The organism is Amycolatopsis sp. MtRt-6 (genome assembly GCF_017308975.1).
Taxonomy (GTDB): domain Bacteria; phylum Actinomycetota; class Actinomycetes; order Mycobacteriales; family Pseudonocardiaceae; genus Amycolatopsis.
Genome location: NZ_JADWPD010000009.1, coordinates 24,741 through 43,526, shown reverse-complemented (window position 1 = coordinate 43,526; position 18,786 = coordinate 24,741). Strand labels below are relative to the sequence as shown.

The following is an 18,786-nucleotide window of genomic DNA, read 5'->3' as shown; positions in this document are numbered from 1 at the left end:
GGTCCTCTCAGGCGAGGTAGTCGCGGAAGGGCTGGGCCGAGGAGTCTTCCCGCTGCCGGTAGCTTTCGGCGGCGGTCCGCACGTTCGCGGCGGTGGTCCGCACGGCCTCGACGGTGGCGGCCAAGGCGGCTTTTCCCTTGTCCTCGACGGGGTTCACGCAAGGGGGCAGGAAGGAGCAGAGCAGCCCGTAGGCATTCGCGGGCATCGCCGAGGCGGCGACACCATCGGCCACGGCGGCCAGCCGGCTCTCGATGGCGTCGAGGTGACCGGCGTGCACGGTGAGCTCGTCGGCGGCCACGCCGAATCCGGTCACGGCTGCTTCCTCCAGTTCTTGTTCTTCTTCCAGTCGCCGAGGGTGGGCGGAACAGGCGGTTGTTCGGCGGCGAAGAGCTCGGGATCGGCTTCGAGGTAATCGGCAACGCGGTGTTCTTCGTCTTCGGCCGGCTTGCCCCCGGCGCGCGGAATGCCGGTGAGGGGAGCCGAAGCTTGCTGACCGGACCGCGACGGTTCGGGCGCACCGGCGGGCGTGCTGTCCCGCACCGGCCCGGACCGTTCCGCCGAGCCGGTGAAGCCGGACCCGGCCGGGGGCAGGTCGGCATCACCGAGCGCACCACCGGGAGCGCCGGAGCCAAGCCTCGGCGGACGGCGCCGGGTGTCGTCGCCCGGGCCGCGCCGCGGAGTGCCGCCGAGGCCGGACATGCCGGGTCCCGGCGAACCCCGGCCGGGCCCGCCGGTTCCACCCACGGCGGGAGGATCGGCCGGCAGCGGCGGAACCGCGACGGCCGGATCCGCCGCCGGGATCGGCGGAATCGGCGGGGTAAAGCGGGCGCCGCTCACGCCGGTCGAGCCGGAGTGCGGCGGAACTCCGCCCGGCACCGTCGAATCCGGTTGCGGGAAGGGCGGAACCCCGGCGACAACATCCGACCGCGGCCGAAGCCCCGCCGAATCCGGCGACTCCCCGGCTGCCACATCCGGCAGCGGCCGAACCCCGTCCGGCATCGTCGAGTCCGGCTGCCGGAACGGAGGCACCCCAGCTGCCGCATCCGACCGCGACCGAGTCCCCTCCGGCACTGTCGAACCCGGCACCACCCCAGCCACATCCGACCGCAGCCGAGCCCCCTCCGGCACCCTCGAACCCGGCACCACCCCACCCGAATCCGGCCGAGCCCCCTCCGGCGCACCCGAATCCGTCCGCGGCACGCCGGCCACCGCATCCGACCGCAGCCGAGCCCCCTCCGGCATCGTCGAACCCGGCAGCACCCCAGCCGCATCCGGCCGAGCCCCGGCCGGCGCCGTCGAACCCGGCAGCGGCGGCACGCCGGCCACCGCATCCGGCTGCCGGACCGGCGGCACTCCGCTCACCGCCGTCGAATCCGGCAACGTCACCCCGCCGGCTCCGCTCGTCACCAGCGGCGGAGCCGCCCCCGGACCGGCCGCGGCCGCGACCACCGGCTCCTCGCCGATCCCCGGCACACCGGCCACCGCACCCGCGTCCCGCGACAGTCCACTTCGGACCGGGACCCCCGGCAACTCCGGTGGCGCCGCGAAGAACGGCGTCACCACCGCCTGGGCCAGCGCCCGGTCGAACTCCGTCATGATCCGCACCGCCTCGGCGTGGGCCACCTCCTGGGCGTCCCGCAGCCGCGTGTCCTCGGCCAGCTGCCGCGCGTACGCCGCCGGATCCGTGATCCCCTGCAGCCGCGCGTTCGCCTCCGCCGCGGAGAACCCGACCGGCGGGTTGGCCGCCATGCGGCGGCGGGCCTCCTCCAGCGCCTGCGCGTGGACCTGCTGCTGCCGCCCGGCCAGCAGCGCGCCGCGGGCCGTGGTGGCCAGCCAGTCCGCGACCTTCGCCGCGTGGCGGCGGACCGCGTCGCCGCCCGCGCCCTGCCAGTCGCCGCGGCTCTCCTCGATCGCCCGGCGCAACGCCCGCTCGTGCTGCTGGAGCTCGTCGGCGATGCGGAGCCACTCCCGCGCCGACTCCGCGATCGCCGCCGGGTTGGCGTTCGTCGTCACCTCGGTCGTCATCTGCTCGTGGGAAACGTTCTCCCACACCGTCATCGGCACCCCGTCGAACGGCCGCAGCTCCAAGCCGTCGGCCGGCACCGAGGCCGCGGCGGGCGGGCGCAGCAGCCGGCGCCGGAACTCGTCGTGCCACACCGCGGTCAAGACTCCGGCCTCGAAAAGACCGAGAGCGTCGCGGCCTCCCGCCCGGCGTAGTTCTTCGCCGCCGTCTCGATCGCCTCGACGTACTGGGGGAACATCGTCCTGGCGCGTTCGAGCCCGGTCAGCAGGCCGCGGTCGTCCGTCGCGGTGGCGGCCATCCGGGCCGCGACGAACCGGCCGGCCGGCGTCGCGCCCAGCGGCGGCTCCCCGCCGATCACCGCCCATCGGCCCGCTTCCGCCGCCAACGTCGCGGCGACGGCGTCGAGCGCCGTCACCAGCTGGGCGCCGACCTGGGCGCCGACCGCGAAACCACCGTCAGTAGACATTCGCCACCGCCCGTCCGATCGCGCCGGCCACGACGTCGCGGCCGGCGGGTTCGTAGTGCGCCGACACGGCCCCGCCGGGCCCCGCCTGCGCGTGCACCAGATACCGGCCCGCGGCCGTGTCGACCCAGCCCAGCGTGGGCGCAGCCGCCCGGCGCCCGGCGCGGTCCCGGCCGGTCACCACGATCTGCCCGCCGCCGTACCGGACACCCGCCAGCAGCTCGGCCAGCTCGTCCGCCTCGGGTTCCGGCGGCTCGCCGGGGCCGAGGTCCGGGCCCATTTCGAGGGTGTCGAAGGCCAGCGTCTCCTCGTGGTCGTGCTCGGCCTCGGCCAGGCGCCGCCGCCGCATCGCCGACATCTCGGGACCCGCCCGCCGCTCGACGGCGACGACCGGTCCGGCCGCGCCCGCGACCGCCGGCAGCACGCCGGCGAGCACGTCGACGAACTCCTCGTCCGAAAAGAGCGAGAACCCGAGCCGGTCGTCCGCGGCGAACTGCGTGATGCCGAGCGCCTGGGCACCGTCGGTCAGCGCGGCCACCGCGATGGTCGCGCCGAGCCCGTCGATCCCGGCGATGGCGACCAGCACGCGATGCCCGGCGAACAGGGAGAACGCGGTCTGGAGGTGGCTGTTGAGCCGGCCGCGCACGGACAGCCGCCGCCCGGCGAGCGCCGTCTCGACGTCTTCGGCCAGCGCGGCCAGGCGCGCGGGGTCACCCGGCGTGGGCCCGAACCGGAGGGGGAAGATCCGCGCGGGCACGCCGAGGGCTTGGCCGAGAACATCCGCTTCGACCGGGTCGAGGGTGAAGTCGAACCGCTCCGCCATCGCTGCCACCTTCCGCCGGCCCCGTCGCCGGCGAGAACCCTCACCATTACGCCGAACGGCGGCACGGCGCTAGCCCCGGCGGCTCAGGAGCGGCCGACCGACGGCAAATGGTTGCACGCCCGCAACCCCATCGAGGCCGACGTCCGGGCGGACCACCCGATCTCGCGGCAATACCGCGCAAACAGGTGAAACGTCAGCGGCGCGCGGGTCGCCGGCCGTCACCCCGTCGATTGACAAGATCAAGAACGCGACCCTAGGCTCCGCTGCCACCAGCGGGGAATAACCCACTGGAAGCACACTGGGTGGAAATTTTTCTGGGAGGCAAGAAGTGAAGTACACCAGGGCTCTCGGCGTCTTCGGCGCGGCGGCGGCGCTTTCGGTCGCCCTCGCCCCGGCGGCGTCGGCGGACACCGTCGTCACCGGCGGCAACGTGGAGATGATCCTCTTCGGCAGCGGCTACCACGTCGACAAGGCCACGGTCCACGGCCTGCCCGAGCCGCAGGGCCCGGCGCAGTACGAGTTCATCTACTCCGCGACGACGTCGCCGACCAAGACGTACACGATGATCTGCGGCGGCAGCGGCACCGGCAGCAGCTGCACGCACCAGTTCAAGGTCAACGCCACGTACGCGCACGGCGTCGGGATCAAGAGCTGCGGCCAGATCAAGCGCGTCGACAACCAGCAGATCCTGGGGACCGCCTGCAAGAAGTGGTGACCCGGCCGGGCAGTGGCCGGGCGGCGGGCCCGGCCACTGCCCGCTCGATCACAGCTTTCCGCCCGCGACCGGCGGCATGTCCGGGGCGTCCTCGGCCTCGGTACCCGCCTCGCGGAACAGGTGGTTCTCGACTTCGAACAGGTTGCCGCCGGCCCGTTCGACGACAGTGAGCAGCGTCGACATCTGCGCCACCTCCTCCACCTGCTCCTTGAGGAACCAGTGCACGAACTGCTCGCCGAGGTAGTCCTCCTCCACCCGCGCGGCCTTCGCCATCGCCTCGATGTCGGCGGTGACCGCGCGTTCCTGTGTCAAGGCGAGCTCGATCGCTTCGTGCACACTCGAAAAGTCGTTCCGCACGTCACCGCTGCCGGGGATGGCCACCGGCTCGTCGCGGTCGAGCAGGTAGCGCACCATCGCCAGCGCGTGGTTGCGCTCCTCGATCGCCTGCCGGTAGAAGCGCTTGGCCAGCCGCGGCAGGTCGCGGGCGTCGAACCAGACGGCCAGGGCGATGTACTGCTGGGCGGCGGTGAACTCGTGGCGGATCTGCGTCTGCAGCAGTTCGGCGAACTTCCGGGTTTTGGCCATGCGTCCCAACCTACGACGGACCGGGGGCACGCAGCTACGATCGCGCGGTGACCGCCCTTCCCGACCTGTCCAGCACGATCGCCTGCGTCACCGGCGCGTCCGGCGGGATCGGCCGCGGAATCGCGCTCCGGTTCGCCGAAGCGGGCGCGGCGGTCGCCGTGCACCACCGCCGTCCGGGCGCGGCCGACGACGTCGTCGCGGCGATCGAAGCCGCGGGCTGGCGGGCCCGCGCGTTCGCCGCCGAACTCACCGACGACGGCGCCTGCCACACGCTGCTCGACGCCGTCGCGGACTGGGGCGGCCGGCTCGACGCGCTGGTCAACAACGCCGGCGTCCAGCCGGTCGAAACACTCGAAGGAATGCCGGTGCGGCGCTGGCGCGCAATGCTGGACAACACCCTGACCAGCGCGTTCTCCTGCACCCAGGCAGCGGCGCGGCTGATGGGCGACGGCGGGAGCGTCACGCACATCGCCTCGATCGAGGCCCGGCAGCCCGCACCGGGCCACGTCCACTACAGCGCGGCCAAGGCGGCCCTGGTGATGCACGCCCGCGGCGCGGCGCTGGAGTACGGGCCGCGCGGGATCCGCGTCAACACGGTGTCACCCGGGCTGATCTCGCGGCCGGGCCTGGCCGGGGACTGGCCGGAGGGCGTCGAACGCTGGCAGCGCGCGGCACCCCTGGGCCGGCTGGGCACCCCGGCCGACATCGGCAACGCGTGCGTCTTCCTGGCTTCCCCGCTGGCGTCCTGGATCACCGGCCACGACCTGGTCGTCGACGGCGGCGTCACCGCCCACCCGACCTGGTGATCCCCTGCTAGACTGAAACGTGTTCTAGTTCCGGTCACCCGGGGAGCGCGATGTCCGAAAATCCGTTTCCGGTCGTCGACGGCGTGCCGCCGGGGCGGGCGCTGCTCGGCGCCCGGATCCGCGAGCTGATCGAGGCCTCCGTCGGCGTCCGCGACGACGACGAAGCCGATCTCGCCGCCGCCGCACGCCGTGTCGAAGCGGTCACCGAGGCACTGCGCGCGGGCGGGCGCAGGTCGCCGTTGCTGCTGGCCGCGCTCGAGGGCGGGGGCTACCTGAGCATCAACAATCCCCTCGAAGGACCGGGGAACCCGTTGGCACCACCGCTGTCATGGGTGCACGTGGGCCCCGAGTCGGCGCGCGCCGACGTCCTCCTCGGCGCCGCGCACGAAGGCCCGCCCGGCCGCGTGCACGGCGGCTGGGTGGCCGCGGTGCTGGACCACGTGCTCGGCCGCGCGACGGCGGCGGCGGGCTTCCCGGGAATGACGGCGTCCCTGACGGTCAATTACCACCACGGGACGCCGTACGCGGTGCCGCTCACCGCGGAAGGCCGGCTCGTCCGCCGCGACGGCCGGAAGCTCCACGCGACCGGGGAGCTCAAGGCGGGCGACGTCGTCTGCGCCACGGCGACGGCGATCCTGGTCCACTTCAGCGCCGACCGGTTTCCGGTGGCGCAGTCGTCCATTGTGGACTGAACGATCGAGCGATGGCCGTTCGAATGCCTGTTCGTGTAATCGACAGCAACGACTCCCGCGCTGCCCACCGAGCGTCGGTCAGGTCAAACCGCCCCACCACCGCCAGGGCACCCACGAGGTCTCCGATGTCCGGGTTCTTCTTGGTCGGCGAACCAAATACCGGAGACCGGGCCGGCCGACGAATCGCGGCGATCAACGGGCGACTTGTGGTGTGCTCGTGGGTGTGGGCCCGTAGCCGTGGGCTGCGGGCCTGTCCCGTGTTCAGGCTGCGAATGGGAGTGGTTCGTGGAGGTTGTTGCGCCTGGGCTTTCGTCGTGGGTCGATGAACACCGGTGGGAGGAACTCCGGTAGGCCGTCGGTGGCGATGCGGACTTCCCAGCCGGAGCGGTGCAGGAGCCGGTGGTGGTGGGCGCACATCAACACCAGGTTGGTGAGGTCGGTGGGGCCGCCGTCTGCCCAGTGGCGGATGTGGTGACCTTGACAGTGCCGGGGTGGCCGATGACAGCCCGGGAACGCGCAACCCCGGTCCCGGAGGAACAACGCGCGGCGCAGTCCGGCGGAGATCAACCGGCGGAGGCGGCCCAGGTTCAGCGGTTCACTCTTGTCGCCCAGGACCGCGGGGATGATCATGGCGTCGCAGGCATGCACCCGTGCTTCGGCCGCGGACATCGTCCCGGTGTCACCGAGGGTGGCCTTGCCGACACCGGACTTCAAGTCTTCGAACGACACGGCGACCATGACGTGGGCGCGTTCTCCGGCCTGCATCGGCAGATCCGGAGAGTTGAGCGCGAGGTCGATGGCGTCGGAGAAGGCATCGCCGTAGCGTTGCGGGGTGGTGCGGAAGTCGGGACCCTCGTCGCCGGTGCGGCGCTCGGCCAAAGCGTCGAGCAATGCGTGGGCGCGGGTGCCGGTCTCGTCATCGAACCGGCCACTCAGTTCCCAGATCCCGGTTCTTTTGCGGCGGAGGAACAGCTCCCGGGTGGGGGCGGTGGGTTCGGTGTCGTCGGGTTCGGGCCCGTCGGGAACCAGGTGGGCGAGGATGCGGGCGCCGAGGGCGGCGACCTGTTTGTGCCCGGCCTCTTCGGCGAAGGCCAGGAGGTTGGCCTCGGCGCTCGCGCAGTGCTCGGGCGGAACCTGGGCCAGGACCGAGGTGATCACGTCGATCATCGGGTTGCTCAACCGCCCCGCGCGGGCCGCGACCCCGGTGGCGGGGGCCAAGGCGGGGATCGGGGAGCCGTCGAGGTTGCGGCCGGGGTTGAGCAGGCGGGCGCGTTTGATCAACCGTTCCGTAGCCGGCTTCGGCTCATCGGCCAGGTGCTCCAGAAGCCGGGCGGCGGAGCGGTAGCCGAACAGCTCCATCACACCCCGCTGCTCGATTTCCACCAGCACCGCACCAAGCTCGGCCTCAGCGGACCGCATCGACGCGACCAGCTCACCGAGGCGGTCGGCAAGAGCCACCGCCTCGGAGGAGAGAGCCACGTCGTTGGTCATGCCTCCAAGCTACCGGCCATCGAACACAGGGTCATCACTCGATACGGTGAGAACAAAAGGTAAAGCCGCCGTCCGCACCCCAGAACACCGAAAACCACGACAGGGCAACCGAAGCGCGGGGAATCGGCGCTGGCGACCCACGACGCGACCCAACCCCTGGAGCGCCGATTCCCCACGCCACGGCGAAGCCGTGCCTGAAACCCAGCCACCTCTTTCTCACCGAGCCTATGCCCGACACGGCAACCCCGGCCCAGCGCCGAGCCCTCGCCATCCGGGACGCGGGCTGCACCCACCCCAGCTGCCCACGACCCACCCCCCAGTGCCGTTGTGGCCCTAGGAGACGACCGTCGTGTGGCGGGGTGACTCCGAACTCGACGTCGCCATCAGGACCGCGCAGATCGGGACCGCCATTGCGAGCGCCGCCAGGACGAACACCGGGAACAGGAACGAAAACACCTCCGTTCCGGACGGGTCCGGTGCCGCCGGGTCCAGGTGGACGCGGACCGCCGCCATGCCCGTGTAGTGCATGCCCGTGACCGCCGCGCCCATCACCAGGCCCGCCGCCAGGCGGGGCAGGAGCTTGTCCAATCCCACCGTGAACCACAGGGCCGCCGTGGCCGCCACCACCGCGATGACCACCGACAGCACCACCAGCGTCGGGTCGTAGCCGATCCTGCCCTTGACCTGCACCGCCCACATGCCCGTGTAGTGCATCACGGCCACCGCGAGCCCGGTCAGCAAGCCGCCGAGCAGCAGCCTCCGCCACGCGAACCGGTTGCGGACGCCGAACACCAGCAACCCGCAGAACACGGCCGCCACCGACAGGATCGCCGACAGCGCCGTGCGCAGGATGTCGTAACGGACCGGCAGGCCCGGTGTGGAAAACCCGAGCATTGCGATGAAGTGCATGACCCAGATGCCGACGCCGCCGATGGACACCGCCGCGAGCACCAGCCAGGTCAGCCGGGCACGGGGGCTGTCGGTCGAGCGCGCCTGCAGCGTGCAGGCGAGGCCGAGGGCGCAGCCCACCACCGAGGTGAGGTAGGCGAGGACGACGAGCCAGTTGCCCATCGCGAAGTCTTCGTGGTCCATGGGCATTTCCCGGCTCCTTCAGGCTTTCCGTGATCTGGGCGCGTGGTGCTCGGCGAGCGCGTGCTCGGCCGCGGCGATGAGGGTCCGCTTCGTCGACTCCGGCGAGCGCGCGTCACACGTGACGACCTCCACCGCGGCCGGGATCTTGAGGGCCTCGCGCACCTGCTCGGGCCCGTGCTGGCGGGTGTCCTGGAACTGGTTGATGGCGACCAGGAACGGCAGCCCGCGCGACTCGAAGAAGTCGATCGAGGCGAAGGAGTCCGCCAGCCGGCGCGTGTCCACCAGGACGATCGCCGCCACCGCGCCGCAGACGAGGTCGTCCCACATGAACCAGAACCGGTGCTGGCCCGGTGTGCCGAAGACGTAGAGCACCAGGTCCTCGGCCAGGGTGAGCCTGCCGAAGTCCATCGCGACCGTGGTGGCGAACTTCCCCGGCACCGCTTCGGTCCGGTCGACGCCGACGGCGGCCGACGTCATGAGCGCCTCGGTCCGCAGCGGGTCGATTTCGGAGACGGCACCGACGAACGTCGTCTTGCCGGCCCCGAACCCCCCGGCCACGACGATCTTCGCCGAGGTGATCCGGCTGGATGAGGTAGTGCTCTTGGGAGCACTGCTTGGGATGACACCGTCAGAGCGCACGTAGTCCACTGAGGACCCTTTCGAGCAGGTCGTTCCGTTCGTCCCAGGAGGCGTCCGCGGTGAGCGTGTCGCGGATCGACACCTGGCCGGCGATGAGCAGGTCGCCGATGAGCACTCTGGCCACGCCGAGGGGCACGCCCAGGTGGGCGCCGACCTCGGCGACCGACCGCTGGTGCAGGCACAGCTGCGTGATCACCGCCAGGGGGTTGGTCGGGCTGTACGGCGCCGTGCGGCCCTCCGCCGTCGTCTCCACGAGGGCTTCCACCGCCAGGTCGACCGTCGGCCGGGTGCGACCGGCGGTCCACGCGTACGGGCGGGCCAGCGACGCCGCGTGCCGCCCGCCCTCGCGTCGCCGGCCTTCCGTCACCGGGCCGCCCCCGGGGCGGCCGCGGGCCGAGCCGGGGTCTCGACCACCTTCCCGACCCGGTCCACCAGCAACGTCATCTCGTAGCCCACCAGCCCGATGTCGCAGCCCGGGTTGGCCAGCACCACCAGGTTCGAGCCGTCGCCGACGTTCATCAGCAGCAGGAAGCCCTGCTCCATCTCGATCACCGACTGCACCACTCGCCCCGCGGTGAACAGGTCGGCGGTGCCGAGCGCGAGGCTGGAGAGGCCGGACGCGATCGCCGAGAGCTGGTCGGCGCGGTCGCGCGGCAGGGTTTCGTTCGCCGCCACGAGCAGCCCGTCCGCCGAGACGAGCGCGGCGTGCGCGACGCCGGGAACCTCCTGGGTGAACGCCGAAACCAGCCAGTTCCGGGACCTCTCGGCCACTTCCGTTCCTTCCTGCCGGGTGCTCATCGCTGCTCCGCCTCCGGCTCGCCCGCGACCCGGTGCCGGGCCGCGCGCATGCCGCTGTAGTGCCGGGAAAGGTTGTTCCGCACCGCGGCCGGGTCGCGGAACGACGTGTCCGGCGGCTGCTGCGGACGCGGGGCGACCGAGCCGGGCGCCAGCTGCGCACCCGGTGTCCGGGCCGGCAGCCCCGAATCGGTGAACTCGAGGTCGGCCAGGTCGTCGAGGGTGCTGACCGCGGCTTCCGCGGCCTGGCGGACCTGGTCGGCCGGGGTCGCCCAGCCGCCGGGCCGGGCCGGGGTCGCCGGGGCTTCGGCGAACCAGTGCGACAGCATCTGGTCGAAGATCGGCGTCGGCGGGTCCGCCACCGGCGGCGGCTCTTCGGCCGGCCACCGCGGTTCGAGCTCGTGCCGGGCGGTGCCGTTCGAGCTGCCGTTGACCGAGGCACCATTGACCGCGCCGTTGACAGTCATCGTGGGCGGGACGGCCCGGGGCGGCAGGTCGACCAGGATCAGCACGCCCGGGACGTGCACGCTGGCCGTGATGCCGGCGCTCGCCGTGCGCGTGGTCGTCGGCCGCAGGCGGACCGTGATCCCGTGTGACGCGGCCAGCCTGCTCACCACGAACAGGCCCATCCGGCGGGTCGTCTCCGGGCTGACCGCGGCCCCCGCGGCGAGCCGGGCGTTCGCCGCCTCGAGGTCCTCGCGGGTCATGCCGAGCCCGACGTCGACGACCTCGATGAGCAGGCCGCCGTCGAAGCCGCGGTCGGCGGTGAGCACGACCTGCTCGTCCGGCGGGGACGACCGGATGGCGTTCTCCAGCAGCTCGGCGAGGATGTGCACGACGTCCGCCGCCGCCTCGGACTGCACCGAGCCGCGCGGCGCGTTGCCGAGCGAGACGCGCTGGTAGTCCTTGACCTCCGACGTCGCGGCCCGCAGCAGCTCGACCGTCGCGACCGGCCCGACGTCGCGGCGCACCGGCCGGCCACCCGCGAGGACCTGCAGGTTTTCGCCGTTGCGCCGCAGCCGGGTGGCGATGTGGTCGATCTGGAACAGCTCGGCCAGCCGCTGCGGGTCCTGCTCGTCGGCTTCGAGGTCCTCGATCACCGACAGCTGCAGCTCGACCAGCGACTGGCTGCGCCGGGACAGCGTCATGAACATCTCGCTGACCTGGATCCGCATCTCGGCCTGCTCGCCGACGGCCAGGCGCACCGCCTGCCGGTGCATGTCGTCGAAGGCCCGCGCGAGCTGCCCGATCTCCTCTTCGGAGTCGACCGGGATCGGCGCGGTCGCCCGCCAGTCGACGTCCTCGCCCTCACGGATGCGTTCGATGGTGCCGGGCAGCCGGCGTTGCGCGGTGTCGAGCGCGGCGGCGTGCAGCCGCCGGATCGGGGCGACCACCGACCGGGCCACGGCGAGGGCGATGGCGAGGGCGCCGAGGAGCGAGGCGAGCACCAGGGCGGCGTCGCGCAGCGCGTCGGAGCGGGCGGTGTTGGTCTGCGCGCCCACCGCGTCCGAAAGCGTTTTCACCTGCTCGGCGAGGATGGTGCCGAGCATCGTGCGCTTCGCCTCGGCGCCCCCGGCACCGGGACTGGTGGCCGCGGCGAACCGGGCGGCCGCGGCGCCGGCGGGCAGGGCACGCCGGATCTGCCCGGTAAGCACGGTTTCTTCGGCCGCGGCCCGCTCGGCGGCCGCCGCGGAAGCGCCGTCGGACCGGCCGGCGAGCGCTTCTTGACCGGCGAGGCTGGTCCTCAGCTGCACCAGCGATTCTGCAACGGCGGCCAAGGCGCCGAGATCACCATTCCCGGCCTGCTCGACGACGCCGTCGATCACTTCGCTCAGCCCGACGGTGAAGTCGTGGTACGCGGCAGTTTTGGCCGACGGCGAACCGGTCTGCTGCCGCAGTCCGGCCAATTTACCGAGCTGATCTTCCAATGATCGCAACAGCTCCGCGTTGAGCTGGGAAAATGCGGCGTCGTGGCGGACGGCGGCGGCTTTCTCGTCGACCAGTGCGGTCTGGGCGGCGCCGCCGTCGTGGATCATCTCGTCGTCGGCCAGCCCGGCGAGTTCGGAAATCCCTTGCACGACCGGCATTTGGTCGCGGACCGCGCTGAGGCCGCCCGCGCGGCCCAGCTCGGCCTGCACCCGGCTGCCCGCCAGCAGCAGGGCGACCAGGACGGGCAGCAACAGCACAACGGAGATCTTGGTGCGCAACCGCCAGCTGCCGGGATTCCAGGAGGTGGCGGAACGACGGGACAGGGGTTCGTCTTCTTTCATCGGTGGCGTGGCTCGATTCGTACCGGTGACCCGAGAACTATTTCCGGTTCCTTATTCCGCAGAATTCAGCCGGAGACGTAACCCTGGCAACCGCGGCCTTGTCAAGGAACACCGGCCGTTTCCCCCGTATGCATCAATAACGCAGCGTGAAGTGCGACAGCACGGCTTTTTACCCTTGCGGAGGGTGAAGACTTCTCGCCAGACCGTGCGGAATTGCGTCCCGGGTGCGTGAATTTCCGGCGGCCGCGTACGCTCGTCCGGGAAGGGAGTGCACACGGCGGATGTTGAAAGTTCACTTCACGGAAGCGGACCTGGCGAAGATCACCATCGCCGAGGACGCCGATCCGATGTGGGAGCTGCTGATGAGCAGCTACCGCATCCGGCGGCCGGAGGGTGAGCCGTTCTTCGGCCGCTGGCGGCGGGGGTCGCGCTCGGCGGTCCCGCAGTCCGGCCGGCTGCTGATGTCCGCCGTCCCGCCGTACGGCTACTGCCCGGACTTCCTCACCCCGGCCGGCGCCCGCACGATCGGCGAGGGCGTCTCCGCGGTGCTCGAAACGCCGGTCGGCACGCTGGCCGGCGACGTCGCCGAGCTGGCGGCGCAGGGCACCCACGTCCCGGCCTGGCTGCGCCGCGTCGGCGACGGCGAGCCGGGCGAGCTGCGGCGGCTGGGCACGGCCCTGCACGACTACTACCGCCAGTGCGTCGCCCCGGACTGGGCGGCGGTCCGCCGCGCGGTGGCCCGCGACCGCCACCGGCTGCAGGCCAACCTGGACCGGGGCGGGCCGCAGCTGCTGCTCTCGACGTTGCACCCGGACGTGACGTGGGCACCGCCGGTGCTGCGGGTGCGCTTCCCGATCGAGCAGGAGCTGCACCTCAACGGCCGCGGGCTGCGGCTGGTCCCGGCGTTCTTCGCCCACGGCATGCCGACGACGTACAAGGACCCGGCCCGCCCGCCCGCCCTGGTCTACGCGATCAGCCACCCGCGGTTCGACAGCGACGCGGAGCCAGGCCCGTCACTGGCGGCACTGCTCGGCCAGACGCGGGCCCGGGTGCTGGTGACGATCGCGACGACCCGGTGCAACACGAGCGAGCTGGCCGAGCTGACGGGCATTTCCCCGGCCACGGCGAGCCAGCACGCGTCGGTGCTGCGGGCCAGCGGGCTGATCGGCAGCAACCGGTCGGGGAAGTCGCAGATCCACGAGATCACGCCGCTCGGCCTGGGGATCATCCGGGCGAGCTGACGGGCCGCGCGCACCGTGTTAGCCTGTCGCCGTGCTGCGCCCGACGTTGTCCTCGCGACTCGTAACCCGGCGCGCCGGCTGAACCCAGGTCGCCGGCGCGCAGCGTTGGCGACCGCCTTTTCCGGGACCTGGCCCCGATCTCGTTCCCCCTCCACCCGGGAGATCCGCCATGTCCACTTCGTTCGCCGTTCCCGCGCCGCGCTCCGCCATGCTGCTGCGCCGCCGCATCGCCACCTACTTCGTCGGCGGTGCCGAGGAGATCCCCGCGCTGGTCGGCGCCCTCGAAGGCCGGCTCGTCCACGAGCTGTCGGTCGACATCAAGGACGGTGTCCGCGAGAGCAGCATGGTCTGCGCCGTCCTGCTCGCGGCCGAGGAGACCGCGTCCCTGCTCGCCCGGCTGCGCGGGCTGCCGTCGGTCGTCTCGGCCGAGCTCGCCTAGCTCGCCCAGCTCGCCGCACCGCGCACGAGGGTGCGTGAGCGCATCGTTCGCCACCATCGCCATGCCTTCCTCGGTGAACAGCGACTCGGGGTGGAACTGGACCCCCTCGACCGGCAGTGACCGGTGCCGGACGCCCATCACCTCGCCCGTCGCCACTTGCCGTGCATCGGCTCGGCCGCGTGGACCACCCGGGCGCCGAACGCCGCGCCGATGGCCTGGTGGCCGAGGCAGACGCCGAGCAGTGGCAGGCGCCCGGCCAGCTCGCGGACCAGCTCCACCGAGATGCCCGCGTCCGCCGGGTCGCCCGGGCCCGGGGAGATCAGGACCAGCTCCGGGGCGAGCGCGGCGACGTCGGCCACGGTCAGCTCGTCGTTGCGGTACTGCATCAGGTTGTAGACGAACGAGTCGTAGCTGTCGATCACGCAGATCACGCGGCCGCCCCTTCCACCGTCACGCCGAGCGCCCGCGCAGGAGGTCGACGGCGGCGGTCAGCGGCGAGCCGCCGCCGGGGTGGGAAAGGACGGCCAGCTCGCCGGCGGCGAGGACCGGGTCGGCGCCCCCGGTCAGCATGACGCGGCCGGCGGAGCGCAGGGCCGCGGCGGCCGTGACCGGGTCGACCGCCGTGCCCAGGGGGACGACGTGCCGGTGCAGCCGGTCGCCGGGGCGAGCGCGGAGGTGATCACCGGGTCACGGCCCGGCTCTGCGGGACTCGGCTCTGTGGGACTCGGCTCTGTGGGACTCGGAACTGTGTCCGCTCGTGGTCGCCGACCAGCGCCGCGCTGCTCGTGACGCTGGCCGACGCGTACGGCCCCATGCCGGCGTGCGTGCCGGTGAAGGTGGGCGTCGGGCACCGCCGACCCACCCGGGCACGCCAACGTTGTCCGCGTGGTCGTCGGGTCGGCCGCGGCGCCGCCGTCCTGGGCACGTTCGGCGATGACGGTTCGTCGAGACCACTGTGGACGATCTGGATCCCCGGCTGTGGCCGGAGGTGTTGGCCGCCCTGCGCGAGGCGGGCGCGGCCGACGCCTGGTGCGCGCCGGTGACCGCCGCGAAGGGCCGGCCGGGCGTCCTCCTGACGGCGCTGGCGGCCGAGGACCGCGTCGACGGCGTCTGCGCGGCGGTCTTCGCCCACACCACGACGCTGGGTCCGGCTGTCCCCGGTCGAGCGGCGCGCACTGCCGCGGGACAGCGTCACGGTGGACTACCGGGGCACGCCGGTCAGCGTGAAGCGCGGCTACCTGAACGGGGAGGTCGTCACGGCCCAGCCCGAGTACGAGGAGGTGCGGGCGGCCGGGCAGCCGCTGCGCCGGGTCCTGGACGAGGTGCGCGCCGAAGCGCGTTTGCCCGGGTCCGCGGCGGGTAGCCGGGCACCATGACAGACGTCCATGCCCGGCCCCGGCGGAGCACCGCCCGGGCCGCCGCCCTGCTGTTCGGTGCCGCGTTCCTGCTCGTCGGCGTGCTGGGGTTCGTCCCCGGCATCACCACGGACTACGACGCGCTGAGGTTCGCCGGTCACGAGTCGGGCGCGCAGCTGTTCGGCGTGTTCACCGTGTCGGTGCTGCACAACCTCGTCCACCTGCTGTTCGGGGTGCTCGGCGTCCTCGCCGCCCGCGCCAACGGGAGCTCGCGGGCGTTCCTGATGATCGGCGGCGGGATCTACGTACTGCTGTGGGTGTTCGGCCTCGCGCTGGACCACGACAGCCCGGCCAACTTCGTCCCGCTCGACAACGCCGCCGACTGGCTGCACCTCGGTCTCGGCGTGGCGATGATCGCCGCGGGCGTCGCGACGGCGGCGGCCGACCGGGCCCGCGGCCAGTACCCGGAGCCCGAGAAGCAGGGCCACTGACTCAGGGTTCGCGGCCCACGCCGGTCGAGATCTCGTGCAGCCGGTGGCGGTCCGGGGCCAGCGGGGCCGTGTCCGCCCCGGCGCCCGCGCGCAAGCCCGCGAGGAACTCCTTCAGCGCGAACGCGGCATCGTGCCGGGGCTGCCAGTCCAGTTCGGACTCCGCGCGGCGCGTGTCCAGCACCGGCAGCCGCATGACCGCGTCGAAGAGGCCCGGGGTGACGGGAACCGCGTGCAGCCGCCACGCCGCGTCCACCGCCGCGCGGACCACCGCAGCCGGGACCGGGACCGTGCGCGCGCCCAGCAGGTCCGCCACGAACCGGGGGTCCACGACCGGCCCGGCCGCGATGTTGAACGGCCCGCGCACGGGGCGCGTCACCACCCGGCGGACGGCGTCGGCCAGGTCGTCGGTGTGCACCACCTGGACGCGCAGCCCGCGCACGTCCGGGACGAGGGGGATCAGCCCCGGCCGCAAACCCGGGAGGAACGGCCCGGCGAACAGGCGGCGCTGTGCGGTCGCGGCACTGCGCTGGAAGACGAACCCCGGCCGCAGCCGGACGACGTCGAGCTTCGGGTGCCGCGCCTCGAACGCGTCGAGATACCGTTCCAGATAAGCCTTTTCCCGCGTGTAGGCCGCGCCCGGCCAGCCGTGCGTCGGCCAGTCCTCGGTGACCGGCTCGTCGTCCTCCCGCGGCGAGTACGCCCCGATCGACGAGGTGTGGACGAGCTTGGGCACACCCGCCGCGGCCACCGCGTCGAACACCCGCAGCGAGCCGAGGACGTTCGCGCGCCACGTGCGTTCGGGCCGGCGGGTGGGCTGGAACAGCCACGCCAGGTGCACGACCGCGTCGGCACCGCGGAAGAGCGGCACGAGGTCGTCGCGTTCGACGTCCGCCGTCACCACGCCTTCCGCCGGACGTCTGGCGAGCCCGACGATCGTCTCGACCTGCGGATCGGCGCGCAAGGCGCGTACGACCCCGGTCCCGATGTTGCCCGTCGCTCCGGTCACCACGATGCGCATCCGGGCCGGTTACCCGGGACCCGGCCCGCCAATCCTGCTATCTTCGGAAGGGAAGATCGTCTGGAGGAGACCAGTCGTGGCAGGTGACGTCGACATCTCCGGGTAGCCCCGGAGTGCGCAGGCCCCCGGCACAGCCGGTGCGGGCCGCCGTCGACGTCCCCTTTTCCGCTTTCACCCACCCGAGGTCTTCGCCATGTCCGAAATCGTGCTGTCCGGCCTGTCCTTCTCCTGGCCGGACGACACCTCCGTCTTCGACCGCCTGTCCGCCACGTTCCCGAGCGGCCGCACCGGTCTCGTCGCCCCGAACGGCTCCGGCAAGACGACACTGCTGAAGCTCGTCGCCGGCGTCCTCGCCCCGGCCGCCGGGAGCGTCACCACCGACGGCGTGCTCGGCTACCTCCCGCAGGACCTGCCGCTGAGCGGGGAGCCGTCGGTCGCCGAAATCCTCGGCGTCGCCCCGGTGCTGCGCGCGCTCGCCGCCGTCGAATCCGGCGACGTCGACGAAGCGCACTTCACCACCATCGGCACCGACTGGGACATCGAGGAGCGCACCCGCGCGCAGCTCGACCGGCTCGGCCTCGCCGGCATCGGGCTCGACCGCACGCTGGGCACCCTCAGCGGCGGCCAGATCGTGTCGCTGGGCCTGGCCGCGCAACTGCTGAAGCGGCCGGACGTGCTGCTGCTCGACGAGCCCACCAACAACCTGGACACCGAAGCGCGGCACAAGCTGTACGCGGTGCTCGACGACTGGTCCGGCTGCCTGCTCGTCGTCAGCCACGACCGCGCGCTGCTCGACCGGATGGACCGGATCGCCGAGCTGTACCGCGGCGAAATCCGGTTCCACGGGGGCAACTTCACCGCGTACGAGGCAGCCGTCCAAGCCGCGCGCGAGGTCGCCGAGAAGAACATCCGCACCGCCGAGCAGGAGGTCAAGCGCGAGAAGCGGGAGCTGCAGCAGGCCCGCGAACGCGCCGCGCGCCGGGCGTCCACCGCGTCGCGCAACCTCGGCAACGCCGGGCTGCCGAAGATCTTCGCCGGCACGATGAAGCGCAACGCTCAGGAGTCGGCGGCCAAGGCCGACGGCACGCACGCCGCCCGAGTCGGTGCCGCGAAGGCCAAGCTCGACCAGGCCGAGCGCGAACTGCGCACCGAGCAGAAGATCAGCCTGCAGCTGCCGCAGACGGAGGTCCCGGCGGGCCGGACGCTCTTCCTCGGCGCGGGCCTGCGGGTCCGCGACCTCTTCGGGGACGGCGTCGACCTGGCGATCCGCGGTCCCGAGCGGATCGCGCTCACCGGCCCCAACGGCGCCGGGAAGTCGACGCTGCTGCGGCTGGTCGACGGCGATCTCGAGCCCGACGGCGGCACGCTCACCCGCGCCGACGGCCGGATCGCCTTCCTGTCCCAGCGCCTCGACCTGCTCGACGACGACCGCAGCGTCGCCGAGAACCTGGCGGCCGCCGCCCCGGCGCTGCCGGCCGACCGGCGGATGAACCTGCTGGCCCGCTTCCTGTTCCGCGGCGCCCGGGTGCACCTGCCGGTCGGCGCACTCTCCGGCGGGGAGCGGCTGCGCGCCACGCTCGCCTGCGTCCTGTTCGCCGAACCGGCGCCGCAGCTGCTGTTGCTGGACGAGCCGACGAACAACCTCGACCTGGTCAGCACCGGGCAGCTGGAGAGCGCGCTGACGGCGTTCCGCGGCGCGTTCGTGGTGGTGAGCCACGACGAACGCTTCCTCGACGCGATCGGGATCGACCGCTGGTTGCGGCTGGAAGCCGGTGACGTACACGGGTGACGTCGTGCGACGGTCGCCGCGCGCGTACGCGGGTTCCTAACTTGGGATCACCACCCCGA

At 72.7% G+C, this 18,786-nt stretch carries 19 protein-coding genes and 2 pseudogenes; 8 read left to right on the top strand and 13 right to left on the bottom strand.

The annotated features are described in order from the left end of the window. Positions 1–7: 7 nt before the first annotated feature. The 4 genes from I4Q55_RS17170 to I4Q55_RS17155 are packed head-to-tail and all read right to left on the bottom strand — an operon-like array spanning position 8 to position 3,309. Positions 8–313, bottom strand: coding sequence for a type VII secretion target (locus I4Q55_RS17170; RefSeq protein WP_206788935.1), 306 nt, complete (start codon positions 311–313; stop codon positions 8–10). Further along, positions 310–2,157, bottom strand: coding sequence for a PPE domain-containing protein (locus I4Q55_RS50165; RefSeq protein WP_307793245.1), 1,848 nt, complete (start codon positions 2,155–2,157; stop codon positions 310–312). The genes I4Q55_RS17170 and I4Q55_RS50165 overlap by 4 nt, the downstream gene beginning before the upstream one ends. 5 nt (positions 2,158–2,162) lie before the next feature. Then, on the bottom strand, positions 2,163–2,489 hold the full coding sequence (locus I4Q55_RS17160; protein WP_206788933.1) for a hypothetical protein: 327 nt from the start codon (positions 2,487–2,489) through the stop codon (positions 2,163–2,165). Then, positions 2,479–3,309 (bottom strand): ESX secretion-associated protein EspG, encoded by an 831-nt coding sequence (locus I4Q55_RS17155; RefSeq protein ID WP_206788932.1) that lies wholly within the window; start codon positions 3,307–3,309, stop codon positions 2,479–2,481. Before I4Q55_RS17155 ends, I4Q55_RS17160 begins: the two co-directional genes overlap by 11 nt. Positions 3,310–3,637: 328 nt before the next feature. On the opposite strand from I4Q55_RS17155, the gene I4Q55_RS17150 reads away from it, so the two are divergent. Next, positions 3,638–4,024: a hypothetical protein gene (locus I4Q55_RS17150; RefSeq protein WP_206788931.1), complete on the top strand. Its 387-nt coding sequence runs from the start codon at positions 3,638–3,640 to the stop codon at positions 4,022–4,024. Between the two features lie 48 nt (positions 4,025–4,072). Here the strand turns inward: I4Q55_RS17150 and I4Q55_RS17145 are convergent, their stop codons facing one another. Continuing rightward, positions 4,073–4,609 carry a ferritin gene (locus I4Q55_RS17145; protein ID WP_206788930.1) on the bottom strand — a complete coding sequence of 179 codons (537 nt, stop codon included), beginning with the start codon at positions 4,607–4,609 and terminating at the stop codon, positions 4,073–4,075. Positions 4,610–4,656: 47 nt separating this feature from the next. Between I4Q55_RS17145 and I4Q55_RS17140 the strand changes: the two genes are divergently transcribed. Next, positions 4,657–5,415: an SDR family NAD(P)-dependent oxidoreductase gene (locus I4Q55_RS17140; protein ID WP_206788928.1), complete on the top strand. Its 759-nt coding sequence runs from the start codon at positions 4,657–4,659 to the stop codon at positions 5,413–5,415. Between the two features lie 50 nt (positions 5,416–5,465). Then, positions 5,466–6,107 carry a PaaI family thioesterase gene (locus tag I4Q55_RS17135; RefSeq protein ID WP_206788926.1) on the top strand — a complete coding sequence of 214 codons (642 nt, stop codon included), beginning with the start codon at positions 5,466–5,468 and terminating at the stop codon, positions 6,105–6,107. A gap of 261 nt (positions 6,108–6,368) precedes the next feature. On the opposite strand, the gene I4Q55_RS17130 is transcribed toward I4Q55_RS17135, so the two are convergent. From I4Q55_RS17130 to I4Q55_RS17105, 6 genes are all read right to left on the bottom strand, one after another. Beyond that, on the bottom strand, positions 6,369–7,598 hold the full coding sequence (locus I4Q55_RS17130) for an HNH endonuclease signature motif containing protein (protein ID WP_206788925.1): 1,230 nt from the start codon (positions 7,596–7,598) through the stop codon (positions 6,369–6,371). Between the two features lie 333 nt (positions 7,599–7,931). Continuing rightward, positions 7,932–8,690, bottom strand: coding sequence for an MHYT domain-containing protein (locus I4Q55_RS17125; protein WP_206789211.1), 759 nt, complete (start codon positions 8,688–8,690; stop codon positions 7,932–7,934). Between the two features lie 18 nt (positions 8,691–8,708). Next, positions 8,709–9,248: an ATP/GTP-binding protein gene (locus tag I4Q55_RS17120; RefSeq protein WP_091317010.1), complete on the bottom strand. Its 540-nt coding sequence runs from the start codon at positions 9,246–9,248 to the stop codon at positions 8,709–8,711. A 70-nt stretch (positions 9,249–9,318) separates the two neighbouring features. Then, a complete protein-coding gene (locus I4Q55_RS17115) occupies positions 9,319–9,696 on the bottom strand; it encodes a DUF742 domain-containing protein (RefSeq protein ID WP_091317012.1) in 378 nt (125 codons plus the stop codon). After that, entirely contained in the window at positions 9,693–10,127 is a 435-nt protein-coding gene (locus I4Q55_RS17110) for a roadblock/LC7 domain-containing protein (protein ID WP_206788924.1), read from the bottom strand. Before I4Q55_RS17110 ends, I4Q55_RS17115 begins: the two co-directional genes overlap by 4 nt. After that, on the bottom strand, positions 10,124–12,331 hold the full coding sequence (locus I4Q55_RS17105; RefSeq protein ID WP_206789210.1) for an ATP-binding protein: 2,208 nt from the start codon (positions 12,329–12,331) through the stop codon (positions 10,124–10,126). The genes I4Q55_RS17110 and I4Q55_RS17105 overlap by 4 nt, the downstream gene beginning before the upstream one ends. Positions 12,332–12,675: 344 nt before the next feature. Here I4Q55_RS17105 and I4Q55_RS17100 point away from each other — a divergent pair, with 344 nt between their 5' ends. Together I4Q55_RS17100 and I4Q55_RS49195 are read left to right on the top strand one after the other, a co-directional pair. Beyond that, positions 12,676–13,635, top strand: coding sequence for a helix-turn-helix transcriptional regulator (locus I4Q55_RS17100; RefSeq protein ID WP_206788923.1), 960 nt, complete (start codon positions 12,676–12,678; stop codon positions 13,633–13,635). Positions 13,636–13,804: 169 nt separating this feature from the next. After that, positions 13,805–14,074: a hypothetical protein gene (locus I4Q55_RS49195; RefSeq protein ID WP_242546180.1), complete on the top strand. Its 270-nt coding sequence runs from the start codon at positions 13,805–13,807 to the stop codon at positions 14,072–14,074. Positions 14,075–14,119: 45 nt separating this feature from the next. Here I4Q55_RS49195 and I4Q55_RS49190 read toward each other — a convergent pair. After that, positions 14,120–14,505, bottom strand: a pseudogene (locus I4Q55_RS49190) (aminodeoxychorismate/anthranilate synthase component II); the annotation flags it as partial. 524 nt (positions 14,506–15,029) lie between these two features. On the opposite strand from I4Q55_RS49190, the pseudogene larC reads away from it, so the two are divergent. Both larC and I4Q55_RS17085 read left to right on the top strand, forming a co-directional pair. Continuing rightward, positions 15,030–15,450 (top strand): annotated as a pseudogene (gene larC, locus I4Q55_RS17090) (nickel insertion protein). Then, positions 15,447–15,920 carry a DUF4383 domain-containing protein gene (locus tag I4Q55_RS17085; RefSeq protein WP_206788921.1) on the top strand — a complete coding sequence of 158 codons (474 nt, stop codon included), beginning with the start codon at positions 15,447–15,449 and terminating at the stop codon, positions 15,918–15,920. The pseudogene larC and the gene I4Q55_RS17085 overlap by 4 nt, the downstream one beginning before the upstream one ends. Before the next feature lies 1 nt (position 15,921). On the opposite strand, the gene I4Q55_RS17080 is transcribed toward I4Q55_RS17085, so the two are convergent. After that, positions 15,922–16,938 carry an NAD-dependent epimerase/dehydratase family protein gene (locus tag I4Q55_RS17080; RefSeq protein ID WP_206788920.1) on the bottom strand — a complete coding sequence of 339 codons (1,017 nt, stop codon included), beginning with the start codon at positions 16,936–16,938 and terminating at the stop codon, positions 15,922–15,924. Positions 16,939–17,131: 193 nt separating this feature from the next. On the opposite strand from I4Q55_RS17080, the gene I4Q55_RS17075 reads away from it, so the two are divergent. Continuing rightward, complete coding sequence (locus I4Q55_RS17075) at positions 17,132–18,727, top strand: ABC-F family ATP-binding cassette domain-containing protein (RefSeq protein WP_206788919.1); 1,596 nt, start codon at positions 17,132–17,134, stop codon at positions 18,725–18,727. Positions 18,728–18,786 lie beyond the last annotated feature (59 nt).

Coding starts and splice junctions, on each gene's coding strand:
- I4Q55_RS17160 (WP_206788933.1), bottom strand. CDS start 2,489: ATGTCTACTGACGGTGGTTTCGCGGTCGGCGCCCAGGTCGGCGCCCAG.
- I4Q55_RS17155 (WP_206788932.1), bottom strand. CDS start 3,309: ATGGCGGAGCGGTTCGACTTCACCCTCGACCCGGTCGAAGCGGATGTT.
- I4Q55_RS17145 (WP_206788930.1), bottom strand. CDS start 4,609: ATGGCCAAAACCCGGAAGTTCGCCGAACTGCTGCAGACGCAGATCCGC.
- I4Q55_RS17135 (WP_206788926.1), top strand. CDS start 5,466: ATGTCCGAAAATCCGTTTCCGGTCGTCGACGGCGTGCCGCCGGGGCGG.
- I4Q55_RS17130 (WP_206788925.1), bottom strand. CDS start 7,598: ATGACCAACGACGTGGCTCTCTCCTCCGAGGCGGTGGCTCTTGCCGAC.
- I4Q55_RS17125 (WP_206789211.1), bottom strand. CDS start 8,690: ATGGACCACGAAGACTTCGCGATGGGCAACTGGCTCGTCGTCCTCGCC.
- I4Q55_RS17110 (WP_206788924.1), bottom strand. CDS start 10,127: ATGAGCACCCGGCAGGAAGGAACGGAAGTGGCCGAGAGGTCCCGGAAC.
- I4Q55_RS17100 (WP_206788923.1), top strand. CDS start 12,676: ATGTTGAAAGTTCACTTCACGGAAGCGGACCTGGCGAAGATCACCATC.
- I4Q55_RS49195 (WP_242546180.1), top strand. CDS start 13,805: ATGTCCACTTCGTTCGCCGTTCCCGCGCCGCGCTCCGCCATGCTGCTG.
- I4Q55_RS17085 (WP_206788921.1), top strand. CDS start 15,447: ATGACAGACGTCCATGCCCGGCCCCGGCGGAGCACCGCCCGGGCCGCC.
- I4Q55_RS17080 (WP_206788920.1), bottom strand. CDS start 16,938: ATGCGCATCGTGGTGACCGGAGCGACGGGCAACATCGGGACCGGGGTC.
- I4Q55_RS17075 (WP_206788919.1), top strand. CDS start 17,132: ATGTCCGAAATCGTGCTGTCCGGCCTGTCCTTCTCCTGGCCGGACGAC.